The organism is Acinetobacter sp. VT 511 (assembly GCF_001077515.1).
In the GTDB taxonomy this organism is placed as follows: domain Bacteria; phylum Pseudomonadota; class Gammaproteobacteria; order Pseudomonadales; family Moraxellaceae; genus Acinetobacter; species Acinetobacter schindleri.
Window position 1 is genome coordinate 1 of sequence record NZ_LFRE01000113.1, and the last position, 15,558, is coordinate 15,558.

A 15,558-nucleotide genomic window follows, 5' to 3' on the forward strand; every position below is an offset into this window, starting at 1 on the left:
CCCCAATTGCTGAGTATTTTTAGGATTTCCAGCTGAATTATTTAAAGAGACATTTAAAGGGAGTGCTATCTGTCTCAAAATTTCTTTAGCTGATGGTTGTTTTTCACCATCCTTATAAACTTCAATTCTTGCATTTTCATATTGTTTTATCTCATATCCATCATAAAAAATATTATTTAAAATCAATAACTCATGATTATTTTCAACTTTCACTTCTGTTTCAGTAGGAACATTTAACCCTATATTTATTTTTGAATTAGCTAAAAGTATTTTGTTATAAATACCTAAAATATATTTCCCTTTGTATTCTCGTGACTTAGCCTGAAACTGCTCTATATTTAAGTCATAGACTACTTCAATACAGAGGTCCTCTGGGTTAATTCTTAAAACAATAATTCTGTCCACTAACTCAATCGTTTTAAGATTAAAATCTACATGACTTGCTGTAGTAACAGTCTTAACAGAAATTCTTTGTCCAGTACTGGAAACTACATCATAACCTCTCTGATTAACTGAATCGGCTAATTGCCCTAAGGTCATCATAGCTACATAAAGTTCCCCAATTCTTCCTGTTAAATGCCTTAATTCTGCAATAGGCATTCCCCAAGAGAGTTCTTTTTCAAACCATTCAATAGATTCACCTAAAGACTTAATAATATCGAATTGGCTCAATGCCATGATTAATTCCCTATCACTTATAAGTTAAAGAGCTTACGATCACGTTCATCAGTCAAATACTTGTCCATCTGAGCAATCAGTTTTGCCTTGGCATGTTCATCATCTTCGGTGATTTTTAGCATGCAAGATCCGATCAAAATCTTACGTCTGGTATCGTCCTTTCTTGCCTGTTCTTTCTCTTTGGCTCGTTCTCTTGCCAGTGCTGCCTGTCTTTGAGCCTTTAACTGCTTTAGCTTTTCTTCCTGTGCCTTGATTTTACTGTCTAGTGTTTCAGTAACGCTCATTAATCCAATACCATCATCCTGGGAAACCATCCCTAACATAAGCGCACTTGAATATGCATTCAAGGTGCTATATGTATAGTAATGTTTTCCTCGAAGAGCGCACTTATGCAAACTTCGTTTTCAAGTACGATTGGGGTCTCCCCAATACCCCGACAACCGTATTCACGGTTGTATTTCACTACGTGAAAATTTAAAAGCGAAAAATAGGCATGGCGATTTACCACTTTTCAGTCAAAACCGTAGCACGATCAGCAGGGCGTTCCGCTACTGCTGCAATTGCCTATCGGGCCGGTGAAAAGATCTATTGTGAACGTGAAGGCCGAGAACATGACTACAGCCGAAAAACAGGTGTGGAATACAAAGAAATTTATTTACCCGAAGGCGCACCAGAACATTTAAAAAACCGGCAAAAACTCTGGAACGAAGTTGAACAACGGGAAACCCGAAAAAACTCGACAGTTGCCCGGGAATTTGAAATCGCTTTTCCAAGTGAATTAAATCAGGAACAACGCCTGGCCATGCTCGAAGAACTATGCGCCAGTATCGTAGACAGACATCAGGTGGCCGTCGATGCCTGTATCCATGCACCGCATACCGGATCCGGCAGCGATGAACGCAATTATCACGCGCATATCCTGATGAGCACACGCAAGCTCACGCCTGAAGGTTTTACCGAGAAAACCCGGGAACTGGATCAGAAACACAGTGGAGAAATCGAACACTGGCGCGAACACTTTGCCGATATCTGCAATATGCACCTGGATCTGGCCGGATACACCGCCCGAGTCGACCACCGCAGCTACAAAGACCAGGAGAATGGCCTGGAAGCGACCCTGCACGAAGGACCGAAAGTCACCGAACTACGCCGAAAAGGGATTGAGACCGAAATCAGCCGCAGCAATGATGAAATCAAACAGAGAAATCAGGCTCAGCTGCAATACGGCAAAAATATGGATCTGCTGATTGCTGAAAATGAGATCAAACTCAGCACACTGAAAACAGAACAGCAGATCCAAATCAAAAATAGCGCTAAAACGCCACCAATTGACGAAAAAGCCCTGTTTGAGGAAAAACAGAGGGAAACCCTTGGCAAAGTGCTAAAACGCGAAATCAGCGCAAAAGACGCGAATCTAGACCTGGATTTCATGCAGCGTAATCTCAAACAAGCCGAAATAACCCTGACCAAGCACCACAAACATCAAAATGAGTTCAATCAGCAGCTTGCCCAGGAGATCGTGAAAAGCGGACTCAAGCAAAGTCATGACAAATTGCAAAGCCTGGTCGATCAACACAACGAATTAACTCAGAACAAACCCTTACTGTTTGGAAAAAAAGCCTGGGAAGCCCAACGTGATGCGATTTACCAGGAGCACAAAAAGCTGAAAGGTCAGCATGAACACCAGAAAAAACATGGTGTGAAGGATTTATTGGAAAATGAAAAGTTTAAAGAACATGCCTGGAAGCAGTACCAACAACAACATCCAGCCAAAGCCAAGCAATACCAGACTCTATACCCATCCTATCAAGTCATTAAAAAATGTGTGGATGAGATCAAAGCAGAACAACAGATGAAACTCAGACAGGAACAACAGCTCAAAGCACAGCAACATGCGCCTAAAATGAAATCTAGTGGCATGAGTCGCTAAACAGAGCGAGTGTCTACGAGCGAACTGAAAAAATTTGCCCATCCCTTTCCCTGATTACAAGCTCCCTATCCATTAATCACCTACCCTACAGAGCATCCCGCATGGGTGCGAACTTTCCAAGTTTGATTCTTAAATCGAGCGTAGCGAGAAAAAAAGCTCATGAGCGAAGCGAATTCCGAGCTGCTTTTGATCTTGCTTTTGCTTTTTCTCAAATTCACGAAAATATGAACCAAAAATTGCCCCGACGAATCGAGCGAAAGCGAGATTCAATAGAGTTTGAGCGAAGCGAAAACCAAGGGCAATTTTCATGAATTTTCTTTTTTATTTTATATTTATAATATTTAATATTTGAAGCATTTTTTCTTTTTTGTTTTCAATATATTATGGTGGTATAAACATAGGTTTTATCCGTTTCAAACATAGGTTTTATCCGTATAAACATAGGTTTTATCCGTTTCAAACATAGGTTTTATCCGTTTCAAACATAGGTTTTATCCGCATAAACATAGGTTTTTATTTTACTATTTAAATGAGTATTGTTATGATGATTCCCTAAGTGAAAAATTTATCTAGATTTTGGTAAATCCATATAATGTTTATAGGGAAATAAGAATGAGCCGTTCAGAAAATTTAGACATGTCGATTCTTGTCTCTAAAGCAAATGATTTAGTAAAAGCTCATTATAAAATGACTGTTGTTGAGCATAGATTGTTCAATATCGCTTTATCAAAAATTCGTTCTAATAAGATTACATTAGATAATAATGTACCAATTACCATTTCAGCTCATGAATATGCAGATCTGTTTTCAGACACCATAGATGGCGGTTATAAAGCCCTTAGAACGGCTGTAGATACTTTATTTGAACGCCAGTTCACATTAGAGCGAGAAATCTCAAATACTAAAAAACACGTTAGAACATATAGATTTATTCAAATGAAGGGATATCTTGAAGGTGAAGCTAGAATTGAAATTCAATTTGCTAATGACGTCTTACCATTTGTAAGTGAGCTAGCTAATAAATTTACTCAAATTGATCTTCAACATACGGTTGATTTAAGCAGCCAATATGCCAATCGCTTATATGAAATTCTTAAAGAAGTGCAGAACTATAAAGAGCAAAAAGTTTTTCTAGAGTTGGACGATCTTCGATCTAGGTTCGGTATCGAAAATAAATATAAAACTATGTCAAATCTAAAAGACAATGTCCTGGACTTAGCTGTCACTCAAATAAATAAGAGCAAAGCCTGCGATATATATAACCTTCAATATACTAATAAGAAGGCAGGGAAAAAAATTATAGGATTTGAGTTTACCTATAAAATTAGAAAGCAACCAAAGAAGTCAGATATAGCTATACAACCTATAGTTTTAAAAATGACTGATTCGCAACGTTATCTTTTTGCTAATAAACTCTCTGAGCTTACCGAGATGAATAAATATTCTCAAGGTACAGAAAGTTACTCTCAATTTGCTGTTCGCATTGCCGAAATGTTGCAGGATCCACTTAAAATTGAAGAATTACTGCCATATCTAAAGAAAGTAGGATTTAATACAAAATAAACTTCATGTTCAGATTGGATGTTCACATGAACATCCTTGTACACGCACTGAGGGATTACATTGAACACAACAAAATTCAGCGTCATGGATGCAAGTAAAGCCTTTAAAAAATCACGTACAACAATATATGAGGCTTTAAAAAATGGTGAATTATCAAGAGATCATGATGGTCTTATAGACTTATCTGAACTTATCAGAGTTTATGGCAATCCAGTCGGTGTTCAGTCCAGTACACGTACTGAACAAGTTCAGAAGGATGTACAAGTACACGTTCAATCTGAGGTTGAAAGTGTATTAAAAGATCAAATTTCTTTACTCAAAAATCAGTTAGATTTAGCAAATCAAAGAGAAAAGTCTTTGATGCAACATATTGAAGATCTTACTCATAGAATTGAGTTTAAAGGCACCTTAGAACAGCCAAAACAAGAAAATATTAATAAACTAAATGAATCTACTAATTCGAATATAGCAACAGATCCTCGGCCACAGACCGAGTCAAACTATGACGAATTGACTACTCCTCAGAAAGACAATAAACGTATCCCTGTTCCAGAACACGTTGAGCCTGAACCAAAAAAAAGGGGTTTCCTGAGCCGTTTTTTTCTTCCTTATGGTTAGCCAGGACTCCAATTTTTTGATGGGCCAATTTCAGTGCAAGCACATGAAATAATGACTCACCAAAAAACCGGATGAGGTTTATTAAGACTGAATAAAACCGTGGAACATTGTTCAATATTTAAGCGTGGAACATGAATAATCAATAAAAAGCCGTTCTGGTGCCCTATACTCCAAAACGGCTTACTTTAATATACTGATATTTAAAGAGAAATATCAAGCATTTCGTATAAGGTGTATTATGTTATTTTTAGAAAAACTTAACTTAAATAGATAAATCTAATATATTATCTTTCTCACAATTTCATAAATATCAATTATCTAATAAGCTTTAAATTCTCTTACTAAGTCTGTATGGTGTTTTATCAGAAAGATACTATAGAGGGTAATATGCATAGTTTTTCTGTAAAAGAATTGGATCAGTTGATTGAAAATGATCTAAAGGAAAAGAAAAAATCCAGTAAGTTATTGATTGGATATAAACTATTTCATGATCTAATGAATGACCCTAAATTTCATGCAGAAGTGACAGATTCAGCCCTGAGTGCCACAAAACGAAAATATAAGAACCTCAAGATCAAGATTACGACGGATAAATATCAACTTCATTTTGAATAAAACATAAAAAAGAGAGCTGGCAGCTCTCTTTTTTATGATAGAAGTGTACTAGTGAGTACACTTCTATCATCTCCATTTTACATAATGTTCATTATGAATAGGTTTTACAATTTCATTAATTATCATATAGATATATTTTTTTGACTTCGTATAAGGTGTATTGTGTTAATTTTAGAGATTCTACATAAACGTAAAATCTCCTGCGCTTAGATTCTGGCATGTGTTCCATACTTATCAATCATGATAGAGCTGGCTTCATTTAAGCCACGCACAGTGACATTCACACCATTCTTTTGAAATTTTTTTACAACAGAATCAAGCATGGCGACTGATGTTACATCCCAAATGTGAGAATGGGTCAAATCAATAATCACATCCTTTACATCCTCTTTAAAGTCAAAACCTTGCATGAATTTTTCAGAAGAACTAAAGAAGATCTGACCTCTCAACTCATATAAACGGGCCATTCCTTCAAAAGATGCTGTCACCTGGATATCATTTTCAAGTTTATTCGCCAGGAACAAGGCTGAAAGTAATACGCCTGTTAACACACCCAAAGCCAGGTTATGCGTAGCAACAACTACAATCACCGTCGCAATCATGACGAAATTACTGCTCTTAGGATTATCTTTTAACTGAGTGACAGAACTCCATTCAAAGGTACTGATAGAGACCATTATCATTACCGCTACCAATGCAGCCATTGGAATCACTTTGAGCCAGTCACTGATAAATACAACCAGAATAAGAAGAAAAATGCCCGCAGAGAATGTTGATAAGCGTGTAAGGCCACCTGATTTTACGTTAATCATAGATTGACCAATCATTGCACAACCGGCCATGCCACCCATAAAGCCAGAAGCAATATTCGCAATCCCTTGTCCCTTACATTCCTGATATTTATCACTTGGCGTATCAGTCATTTCATCCACGATAGTTGCTGTCATCATCGATTCAAGTAAACCTACAGCCGCCAGTGCGACTGAATAAGGCAAAATAATCATCAATGTTTCAATATTCAAAGGAATATCTGGAATCAAGAACATTGGAAGTGTGTCAGGTAAAGACCCCATATCGCCCACGGTCCGGACATCAATTCCTAAAGCGATTGCCAATAATGTGATTGCAATGATGCAGACTAGTGGAGAAGGGAGTAATTTTCCTAATTTGGGAACCAGAGGGAATAGATAAATAATTGCTAAACCTAAAGCAACAAAAGCATATACATGCCAGGTCACATTAATCAGTTCAGGCAATTGAGCCATGAAAATTAAGATCGCTAACGCATTTACGAATCCAATAACCACAGATTTAGATACAAACCGCATTAACTTGGCGAGCTTTAAATAGCCTGCCAATATTTGAATCACGCCTGTCAAAATTGTTGCTGCCAGCAGATATTCAAGCCCATGCTCTTTGACCAATGTGACCATAAGCAGCGCCATTGCGCCAGTGGCTGCTGAAATCATGGCAGGACGACCACCTACGAAAGAAATCACGACGGCAATACAGAAGGATGCGTATAGACCAACTTTAGGATCTACACCTGCAATAATTGAAAATGCGATGGCTTCAGGGATGAGTGCAAGACCGACGACTAATCCGGCAAGTACATCCCCACGGATGTTAGAGAACCACTGTTCTCGGACATTAGATAACATAAACATAGCCTGTTTTTTAATTTTTCAGATAGGCTAGTGATGTGATATATACAACACACAAGCGACTACACCACATCACTAGCTAGACAGTGATGAGTTATTTACAGATTTAAGAAGGTAAATAAACTTAAGGTGGCGTAGGTGTCATAAGATGAAGAAACTTTTTAGAGTAAAAAAATCAGGACAAGGGTAACAGCTAGGTACTTTTTTATAAAGCCTGGATGTATATCCAAGCTTTGTTTAATCTGTATTTTATGAAGCTTTTAGCTCCCCAAGTAATTGACCTATTTCCAAACGTGTGTAGCCGCGTTCTTTAAAGATCAAAACAATAGCCTGTTTATAATCTTCAGAAATAGCCGTTTTATATTTATTAATTAATTGCAGCTCAGCATTAAGCTGGAGATCATTTTTGATCGTCAATACTTCCGTAGAGACTTTATTAAAAATCTTGAAATTAAACATACAGGTGCTCTTTATCAATATTGTAGCGGCCCGACTACAACAAACACCTGCCTCAGCTTAGCTGGACACCCTTTCCAAAAAGATTATAGAAAAAATGAAAAGTTTCAAGTTTTACTAAACTAAAGATAAAAAAGTATCAAACTTACGTATTTTAATAATAGAAGGTTGTTGAATTAGCTAATCAATTTTTAAATAATAGTACTCAAAGGAGATGGCTATCCTCCTTACACAAACCGCCAATTCTGGCTGATGATACCTACGTTTCCCTCAAGCAGGGTACGTAGTCGCGTGCTCTGCTTTTACAAAATGGAGCTACGCTATGTTTTCCCGTCATAAAGTTCTTTATTTATATATCTTTTGCTGCTCATAACTAGGAGCAGACATGTATCTTTCTCTTTTATCAATTGCTCTCGGTTCTGTAATCGGTGCCTGGCTTCGTTGGGGCATAAGTCTAAGATTTAATAGCGTATTTGAAAATATTCCTTTCGGGACAGTGATTGTTAACTTAATCGGTGCTTTTATTATTGGATTAGCTGTATCATTTTTTTCAAATAGCTCAATAAGCCCTAATTATAAGTTATTCGTTGTGACAGGCTTCTGCGGTGCTTTAACGACCTTTTCAACATTTTCAGTTGAAATTGTTGCGTTGCTACAAGCTTCAAAGTTTGAATATGCTATCTCAACAATAGCCATCCATGTAATAGGTTCATTAATCTTTACAGTACTAGGAATACTTTCCTATCAATTTTTCACTAATCATTAATAATCTAAATATTAGAAGGTAAAACAATGAGTTTTAAAAATGTTAAAGCAGGTACTAATCCACCAGATGACTTTAATAGCATCATCGAAATCCCGGCAAATGCTAAACCCATCAAGTATGAAGTGAATAAAGAATATGATGCTTTATTGGTTGATCGCTTTCTAAGTACAGCAATGTCATATCCGTACAATTACGGTTATATTCCTCAAACATTAAGCGAGGATGGTGATCCCTTAGATGTATTTGTAATAGCTCCCCATGCGGTTGCTGTAGGATCAGTAATTCGCAGCAGACCTGTCGGAGTCATGTATATGGAAGATGAAGCCGGTATTGATGCAAAGATCATTGCTGTACCTCATTCTAAGCTCACACCTCTATATAACAATGTTGAAGATCTGAGCGACCTCCCTCAGCTTCAATTAGATCAAATGAAACATTTCTTTGAACATTATAAAGACTTGGAAAAAGGTAAATGGATGAAATTTAATGGTTGGGGCAATGTAGAAGAAGCCAGACAGGAGATTCTAAAATCTATCCAAGCATACAAATAATTTAGATAAAAGGGACCCAAATCTGAGGTCCCTTTTTATGCTATTTAACATAATGGGCGTTATACGAAACGCATATTTTAAATATATAAAAATCATACACTTGTGTTATAGTGGTGATGCTCGACGATGTCGAAAAGCTGACTTGGAAACAAGTCGGCTTTTTTATGAGCAGTTTTGATACTTCTTGCCAATAAAATTGTTTAAAAAATAGTCAATTTTGAGGTTTTTCAAATTTTATCAATGCCTCAATGTCCAAAATTATCCACATTTTTTGTGGATAAAATTTAGGCTATTTTGTACGCTTTGGCTCACATGAAACTCGGCCCTTTGCTTCTATGCGACATACTGGAATTTTCCTATGATGAACTCATCGGGAACAGGAAGTTTCATAACATAAAACAATAATTATAAGTTATTCGATAGGGATCCGAGGATAGTGAAAGCACATGAGAAAACATGAAAAACCCCGGCAGGATGCCGGGGTTTTTTATTTCCTATCCTTTCTCATTTGCAAAACAAACATAATGCTCCTAAAATATAGACTATAATCTATATTTTGGTTGTGGTATGTGGACAGTCATTACGACAGATCTATTTAATCAGTGGCTTGAACAACAAGATGAATCGACACAAGAGAAGGTCCTAGCTGCCCTGGTTGTTCTACAGCAGCAGGGACCGAGTTTAGGCCGTCCTTTAGTAGATACTGTGTATGAGTCTAAATTTACCAATATGAAAGAACTGCGTGTTCAACATCGCGGTAGACCCTTAAGAGCTTTCTTCGCATTTGATCCCTTACGACAGGCTATTGTTCTATGTATTGCTGATAAAGGCGGTAAAAAGCGTTTTTATAAAGACATGCTGGATATTGCAGATGAACAATACCAACTTCATCTCACTACCCTAGGAGATAAATCTAATGGCTAAGACTCTGCAAGAATTGTTAGCTAGCCGCTCTCCAGAGAGCCAAGCCCGTATTCAAAAAATGGCAGATGAATTACTGCTAGAAAATCAGCTTCATCTTATTCGTGAAGAACTCGAAATTTCTCAAAAAGAGCTTGCTGAAACTTTGGGAATAAAACAGCCATCGCTTTCAGCAATAGAAAATCGTGGCAATGATCTTAAGATTTCAACCATGAAAAAGTATGTTGAGGCAATGGGTGGGAAGCTCCGTATTGATGTAGAGCTTCCAACAGGAAAACATATAGGATTCAACGTTTAACAATAAAAATGGGAGCCTATAGCTCCCATTTTTATTTCGTATAACAACCATTATGTTAAATGGAACCTTCTTTAGTTGAATATTCATACTTTCAATGGAGCAAAACTTGCAGAATCTTGTCTAATTTGTAATCCTTGCAGCCAAGGGTGTCTAGCTGAGCTAAGGCAGGTATTTGTTGTAGTCGGGCCGCTATAATATTGATAAAGAGCGCCTGTATGTTTAATTTCAAGATTTTTAATAAAGTCTCTACGGAAGTGTTGACGATAAAAAATGACCTTCAGCTTAATTCTGAAATTCAACTTATAACAAAATATAAGACCTCTACTTCTGAAGATTATAAAAAAGCAATTATTTTGATCTTTAAAGAACGTGGTTATTCAGCTTTAGAGATTGGTCAACTATTGGAAAATTAAAGTAAAAGATTTATTCTGATCAGATAGGCACCCTTATTTAAAGGTGCCTATTCATTTTAGAAATTCTTAAATTTCAATCTGACTACCTAGCTCTACCACCCGGTTAGAAGGGATTTTATAAAAATCACTGACAGGGCTGGTATTTTTTTGCATTGCGACAAATAACTTTTCACGCCATGTAGACATCTTGCTGGACAGACTTGGAATTAATCTTTCTCTAGAAACAAAGAAGCTGATATTCATTAAGTCATACTCAAGATCCAGTACTGAAAAAGCTTGTTTCAATGAATGAGGCACATTAGGCTCTTCTTTAAATCCATAATGGATCGTTATTCTGAAAAAACCATTCTCTAGTACTTCAGTAACGATTCGCTTAGCTTCATCAACATACGGGATTTCAGAAGTCTTGATTGTCACCAAAAAATTACGTTCATGCAGAACTTTATTATGCTTTAGATTATGTAAAAGCGCATGGGGTACGACTTGAGGCGTTCCAGTTAAAAATACAGCATTTCCACTCACTTTCTGACCTGTCTGTTCAAGGTGCTCAAGAAACACATTCAGTGGAAGCGTGTCCTTCTGCAGTTTGTCCTGAAGAATCTCTCTGCCTTTTTTCCAGGTCATCATGAGGGTAAAAACAATAACCGCAATAACGACTGGTACCCAGCCTCCAATCAGGACTTTTAATAGGTTTGAACTCAGCAAAACCAGATCAATAAAGGCGAATGGAATAATGAACAGTAAGACTTTCCATGTTTTCCATTTCCAGTAACTATAAGCCAGAAAAGCTACTAACAGTGTGTCACAGAACATGGTCACAGTGACGGCCAGACCATAAGCACCTGCCAACTTGCTGCTACTTTCAAATATTAAGATCAAGATGGTGATAGAGATAAACAGGAGCCAGTTCAGTAATGGAATATAAATTTGTCCAATTTCCGAAGCGGAGGTATGTAAAACTGTAAGCCTAGGTAGATATCCCAACTGTATTGCCTGTTTAGCCATAGAGAATACCCCACTGATTAAAGCCTGTGAGGCAATCACTGCAGCTGCAGTAGCCAGAATAATCATAGGATATAGAAGGGCTGAAGGCAGAAGCAGGTAAAAAGGATTGGTGATAGCCGAAGGATCTCTTAACAGTAACGCTCCTTGTCCAGCATAATTCAGCATCAGACATGGCAGTACAATTAAAAACCAGCCTAACTTGATCGGTAAAATACCAAAATGTCCCATATCCGCATATAAGGCTTCACCACCTGTTACTGTTAAAACCACAGCTCCCATTACAAAAAATGAAATAAGAGGATTGTTAATAACGAATAAAAAAGCCCAGTGTGGGCTGAATAATGCAAGAACAAATGGACTTTGAATAATACTTATAATGCCAATGGCACCAATAGATAGGAACCATAACAGGGTAATAGGACCAAAAAACTTCCCCATCATTGCAGTCCCATGTTTTTGAACGGCAAAGAGAGCTATAAGAATTCCAATACTGATTGGAATAATGAAGCGATCAAATGACGGGGCAGCAACAGAAAGTCCCTCAACTGCAGATAAAACAGAAATAGCAGGGGTGATGATACCGTCACCGAAGAATAAGGATGCTCCAATGAAACCTAAGATAATGATTGCCAGTCTTTTTCCACGGGACAATCCTTTTTGCCTAAGGTTTAAGGCGAGTAATGCCATGATACCCCCTTCACCATTGTTATCAGCTCTCATGATCACCAAAACATATTTAAGCGAAACAATTAAGGTAATGGTCCAAAAGATTAAAGAGAGAATTCCCAGGATATTAAGTTCATTAATAGGTAGCCCGCGTGTCGCATGAAAGCTTTCTTTTAATGCATATAATGGACTCGTTCCTATATCGCCGAATACTACTCCTAGTGCAGCCAGTGTTAATGCTGGTACTGCCGGCTTACTCACATTATTTTGCATATATTTGATTTACAAAATTGGGGAGCCTCGAATTTTATCATCTGGCTTCTTATGAAATTGCCTTGTACATAAAAACCCATACTTTCTTAGAGTGTTATAGTTTTTCTAGCTAAGCCTGCACTATATAGGTGCTATTTCACTTATAAGTAATCCAAAAATATATGATTCTTTAATAGATAATTTTAAGTTTTTTCTAAAATTAACATAATACACGTTATATGAATTCCCAAGGCATGGCTTTTAGTCATGCTTTTTTTATCAAAAGACTATAGCTGAATGATAGCGAGCCAAATCGCATACAATATCTATCATTAGACTTAATGCAATAATTAAATGATGTTGTTATCATTAATCTAATAGAATTAAGATTAAATGATAGAAATGAATACACGTATTTATCTACGAGCTTCAACTAAAGATCAAGATGCAAAAAGGGCTTTGCAGATTCTTCAGGATCTAAACCAAAACTTGAATTTGGGTGAAACCATTGTGTACGTGGAAAACTATAGTGGTACGAAGTTAGACCGACCTGAATTGAATAAGCTGCTGTCAGAAGCAAATCAAGGTGACACCTTGTTAGTTGAAAGTATTGACCGCTTATCACGCCTAACCCAACGAGATTTTCAAGAGCTGAAGCGCAGGATTCAGGAGAAAGGACTTCGATTAATTGTGGCAGATCTTCCTACTACCTACCAAATGATTCAAACCAGTGACACCATTACTCATTCAATCCTAGAACTCATTAATAATATGTTGATTGATCTCTTGGCAACAATGGCTCGCCTAGACAATGAGAAACGTATAGAACGTATTAAGCAGGGCCTGGCACGTTCGGGTTACAAGCCAACAGGTAAGAAAGCCAATGAGGCTAAGCACAAACGAATAAAAGAATTACTAGCAGCTGGCAATATGACTAAGGAAGAAATTGCCAAAGCAGTGAATTGTGGAGTTGCAACTGTTTATCGAGTTGCTAAAGTCATTTAAAAAGGCTTGTATCAGTGCTTCCCTTATGTCATATCTATTTACAAAGGAACAAGGCATTCTTAAAGATCAAAAGAAGGGATTAATGATGAAAAAGCATTTGATTTTCCTTGTTTTTATAGTGATGGTTTTTATTTTAGCTCTAGTTGTAAAGATTAATAATGATCATAAAAAAGGGCAAGCATTAAAGAAATTGGAACTAGTTGAAAAGCAAATCCATTAGGTAAAAATTGACTTATACTTATTTAAATAACGCTAATAACTAAGCCCAAAGAACACCTAGACCCAGTGCTACACACGCTTAGTTTTTTATATTTTAAAAGAGCATTTTAGCAAATATCATAAAAGACCGATCTATTCTCAAGCCGGTTTTTTATATCGCCGAGCATCATGGCTTCATCATAGATATATGAATATTAAGATAAATAAAAAGCCCTATAGTCTCTCCCGTTACTATAAGGCTTATAAAACGCTGTAATTTTTTTCTTAATTACCTACTTTTCGATGTAGGTTATGAATATATTTTACCTATTGGTAAAAATAAAGATATAAGACAAAAGATGAATACGTTAGGAATTCCGCGTAAAAACTACTAATTTCGTATAACCGCCATTATGTTAAATGGAATGTTTATGAGAAATTAATAGTCTATTTTTGTTTGAGATTGAAGTATATTTAAAAAAGTTAAGTTGTTTTTTTAAATGCATAACTTCATCTTTTAGTTTTTTGATTTGTTGCTCTCTTTCGTCCTGTATAGGGTAAGTAAGTTCACCAAATTTTCTAACTAACTGACTGTATTCAATCAATTTATTGTAGTCAAGTTCGAAATCTCCGCTTTTTATATATTTAAGTATAGTCGAGCGAGGTTTTTTATACGCTATAGCAGCATCACTGATCGAAAATTTTTTTAAAAAATGATGATTTTTACCTAGCATACTATTTCACTTAAGGCATTATTAATTTCGTATATATATGTTAATAAAATTAACACATACAAGATATAAATCTTTAATCATTATTGGTTAATAATCGAACGTTTACTTTACACATGCCCTACTCTGATAATTTTTCTATTATTAAATCAATATGCTTTTAAAAATTTATATTATTAACATAATACACCTTATACGAAAGGCCCTATTCACGGGCCTTTTGATCATCTGATTAACATAAAATCTCTTATGCGAAATCAGGTTGATCTAAAGTTCTTTATTGCCTTGATCACATGATCCCCCAATTGCTGAGTATTTTTAGGATTTCCAGCTGAATTATTTAAAGAGACATTTAAAGGGAGTGCTATCTGTCTCAAAATTTCTTTAGCTGATGGTTGTTTTTCACTAATGAAAATGTCTCAGGGCAAAGCCGTGTCTGAAGAGGATCTGGAAGATCTGTACGAACGAAAGATGAGCAGTTCACTGGGGCAGCTCATTCACGAAGTGCGCCATCATTTTACATTCTCTGAGGAAGAGACTCGCCAGTTGAATGAGTTATGGCAGCAACGTAACCGTATCGTACATCATTATTTCAAGGAACGAATTCACGAGACATTCAGTCCGGAAGGACGATCACGCATGATTAAGGAATTGGAGGATTTCAAAGACCGTGCACAGGAGTTGGAGATCCGTCTTCAGCAATATACGGGTGCCTGGATCGCAGAGCTTGGTCTGGATGCCGAATCCGCAGCAGCTCTGCAAACGCTGGAGCGTATGCATACCGAGAGTATGCAAGCAAGGGCTTTGGAAGAGGATGGAACAACTATGATGCCAGTGACTGGGACGAGATCGCTGTTCCTTCCAACTGGCAGCTGCAAGGTTACGATTATCCCCACTATACAAATATGACGTATCCGTGGGTCGAGCGTGAGCCTGAATTGAAGCCACCATTTGCACCAACAACTTATAATCCGGTGGGTTCGTACATCCGCACGTTTACTGTTCCTGCAGACTGGAAAGACCGGCCTGTCCTGCTTCATTTTGAGGGCGTTGAATCTGCCTTTTATGTATGGGTGAACGGGGAGCTGGTCGGTTATAGCGAAGATACGTTCACGCCCGCAGAATTTGATATCACTTCGTATCTAACGGAAGGTGAGAACAAGCTCGCTGTGGAGGTATATCGCTGGTGTGATGCGAGCTGGCTGGAGAATCAGGATTTCTGGCGGTT

Annotated in this window: 19 protein-coding genes and 1 riboswitch; of the genes, 12 read left to right on the forward strand and 7 right to left on the reverse strand. The window is 37.1% G+C overall.

Annotation, left to right across the window (positions count from 1 at the left end; translation table 11 throughout):
- Both ACS72_RS18820 and ACS72_RS15910 read right to left on the reverse strand, forming a co-directional pair.
- Positions 1–678: hypothetical protein (locus ACS72_RS18820; protein ID WP_048882682.1), on the reverse strand; the 678-nt coding region annotated here is incomplete at its 3' end.
- 17 nt (positions 679–695) lie between these two features.
- Positions 696–962, reverse strand: coding sequence for a mobilization protein (locus ACS72_RS15910; protein ID WP_155858050.1), 267 nt, complete (start codon positions 960–962; stop codon positions 696–698).
- Between the two features lie 209 nt (positions 963–1,171).
- Between ACS72_RS15910 and mobQ the strand changes: the two genes are divergently transcribed.
- A complete protein-coding gene (mobQ, locus tag ACS72_RS15915; RefSeq protein ID WP_048882684.1) occupies positions 1,172–2,608 on the forward strand; it encodes a MobQ family relaxase in 1,437 nt (478 codons plus the stop codon).
- Positions 2,609–2,737: 129 nt separating this feature from the next.
- On the opposite strand, the gene ACS72_RS15920 is transcribed toward mobQ, so the two are convergent.
- Positions 2,738–2,917, reverse strand: coding sequence for a hypothetical protein (locus ACS72_RS15920; RefSeq protein WP_005261369.1), 180 nt, complete (start codon positions 2,915–2,917; stop codon positions 2,738–2,740).
- A 303-nt stretch (positions 2,918–3,220) separates the two neighbouring features.
- Between ACS72_RS15920 and repM the strand changes: the two genes are divergently transcribed.
- The 3 genes from repM (at position 3,221) to ACS72_RS15935 (ending at position 5,404) form a co-directional block, all read left to right on the forward strand.
- Entirely contained in the window at positions 3,221–4,171 is a 951-nt protein-coding gene (gene repM / locus ACS72_RS15925; RefSeq protein WP_005225810.1) for a replication initiation protein RepM, read from the forward strand.
- Positions 4,172–4,231: 60 nt separating this feature from the next.
- Positions 4,232–4,789 carry a plasmid replication DNA-binding protein gene (locus ACS72_RS15930; protein ID WP_240664393.1) on the forward strand — a complete coding sequence of 186 codons (558 nt, stop codon included), beginning with the start codon at positions 4,232–4,234 and terminating at the stop codon, positions 4,787–4,789.
- Between the two features lie 387 nt (positions 4,790–5,176).
- Positions 5,177–5,404: a hypothetical protein gene (locus ACS72_RS15935; protein WP_000555568.1), complete on the forward strand. Its 228-nt coding sequence runs from the start codon at positions 5,177–5,179 to the stop codon at positions 5,402–5,404.
- Between the two features lie 206 nt (positions 5,405–5,610).
- Here the strand turns inward: ACS72_RS15935 and ACS72_RS15940 are convergent, their stop codons facing one another.
- Together ACS72_RS15940 and ACS72_RS15945 are read right to left on the reverse strand one after the other, a co-directional pair.
- Positions 5,611–7,065, reverse strand: a complete 1,455-nt coding sequence (locus ACS72_RS15940; RefSeq protein ID WP_005225410.1) for a SulP family inorganic anion transporter — start codon at positions 7,063–7,065, stop codon at positions 5,611–5,613.
- Positions 7,066–7,317: 252 nt separating this feature from the next.
- Positions 7,318–7,527 (reverse strand): hypothetical protein, encoded by a 210-nt coding sequence (locus ACS72_RS15945; RefSeq protein ID WP_004282305.1) that lies wholly within the window; start codon positions 7,525–7,527, stop codon positions 7,318–7,320.
- Positions 7,528–7,725: 198 nt separating this feature from the next.
- Positions 7,726–7,793: riboswitch (Fluoride riboswitch) on the forward strand.
- A gap of 116 nt (positions 7,794–7,909) precedes the next feature.
- On the opposite strand from ACS72_RS15945, the gene crcB reads away from it, so the two are divergent.
- From crcB to ACS72_RS15970, 5 genes are all read left to right on the forward strand, one after another.
- On the forward strand, positions 7,910–8,290 hold the full coding sequence (gene crcB / locus ACS72_RS15950) for a fluoride efflux transporter CrcB (RefSeq protein ID WP_005225409.1): 381 nt from the start codon (positions 7,910–7,912) through the stop codon (positions 8,288–8,290).
- Between the two features lie 26 nt (positions 8,291–8,316).
- On the forward strand, positions 8,317–8,841 hold the full coding sequence (gene ppa / locus ACS72_RS15955) for an inorganic diphosphatase (protein ID WP_005225406.1): 525 nt from the start codon (positions 8,317–8,319) through the stop codon (positions 8,839–8,841).
- A 567-nt stretch (positions 8,842–9,408) separates the two neighbouring features.
- Positions 9,409–9,765, forward strand: coding sequence for a type II toxin-antitoxin system RelE/ParE family toxin (locus ACS72_RS15960; protein WP_000269911.1), 357 nt, complete (start codon positions 9,409–9,411; stop codon positions 9,763–9,765).
- Positions 9,758–10,060 carry a helix-turn-helix domain-containing protein gene (locus tag ACS72_RS15965; protein WP_001140620.1) on the forward strand — a complete coding sequence of 101 codons (303 nt, stop codon included), beginning with the start codon at positions 9,758–9,760 and terminating at the stop codon, positions 10,058–10,060. Before ACS72_RS15960 ends, ACS72_RS15965 begins: the two co-directional genes overlap by 8 nt.
- 215 nt (positions 10,061–10,275) lie before the next feature.
- Positions 10,276–10,473, forward strand: a complete 198-nt coding sequence (locus ACS72_RS15970) for a hypothetical protein (protein ID WP_004282105.1) — start codon at positions 10,276–10,278, stop codon at positions 10,471–10,473.
- Between the two features lie 66 nt (positions 10,474–10,539).
- On the opposite strand, the gene ACS72_RS15975 is transcribed toward ACS72_RS15970, so the two are convergent.
- Positions 10,540–12,417, reverse strand: a complete 1,878-nt coding sequence (locus ACS72_RS15975) for a potassium transporter Kup (protein WP_048882685.1) — start codon at positions 12,415–12,417, stop codon at positions 10,540–10,542.
- A 372-nt stretch (positions 12,418–12,789) separates the two neighbouring features.
- On the opposite strand from ACS72_RS15975, the gene ACS72_RS15980 reads away from it, so the two are divergent.
- Positions 12,790–13,401, forward strand: a complete 612-nt coding sequence (locus tag ACS72_RS15980) for a recombinase family protein (RefSeq protein ID WP_004811709.1) — start codon at positions 12,790–12,792, stop codon at positions 13,399–13,401.
- Positions 13,402–14,015: 614 nt separating this feature from the next.
- On the opposite strand, the gene ACS72_RS15990 is transcribed toward ACS72_RS15980, so the two are convergent.
- A complete protein-coding gene (locus ACS72_RS15990; RefSeq protein ID WP_000900860.1) occupies positions 14,016–14,333 on the reverse strand; it encodes a hypothetical protein in 318 nt (105 codons plus the stop codon).
- A 501-nt stretch (positions 14,334–14,834) separates the two neighbouring features.
- On the opposite strand from ACS72_RS15990, the gene ACS72_RS18825 reads away from it, so the two are divergent.
- Positions 14,835–15,239, forward strand: a complete 405-nt coding sequence (locus tag ACS72_RS18825; protein ID WP_249888297.1) for a hypothetical protein — start codon at positions 14,835–14,837, stop codon at positions 15,237–15,239.
- The coding region (locus ACS72_RS16000; protein ID WP_368677450.1) for a sugar-binding domain-containing protein at positions 15,179–15,558 on the forward strand (380 nt) is incomplete at its 3' end. The genes ACS72_RS18825 and ACS72_RS16000, both read left to right, overlap by 61 nt.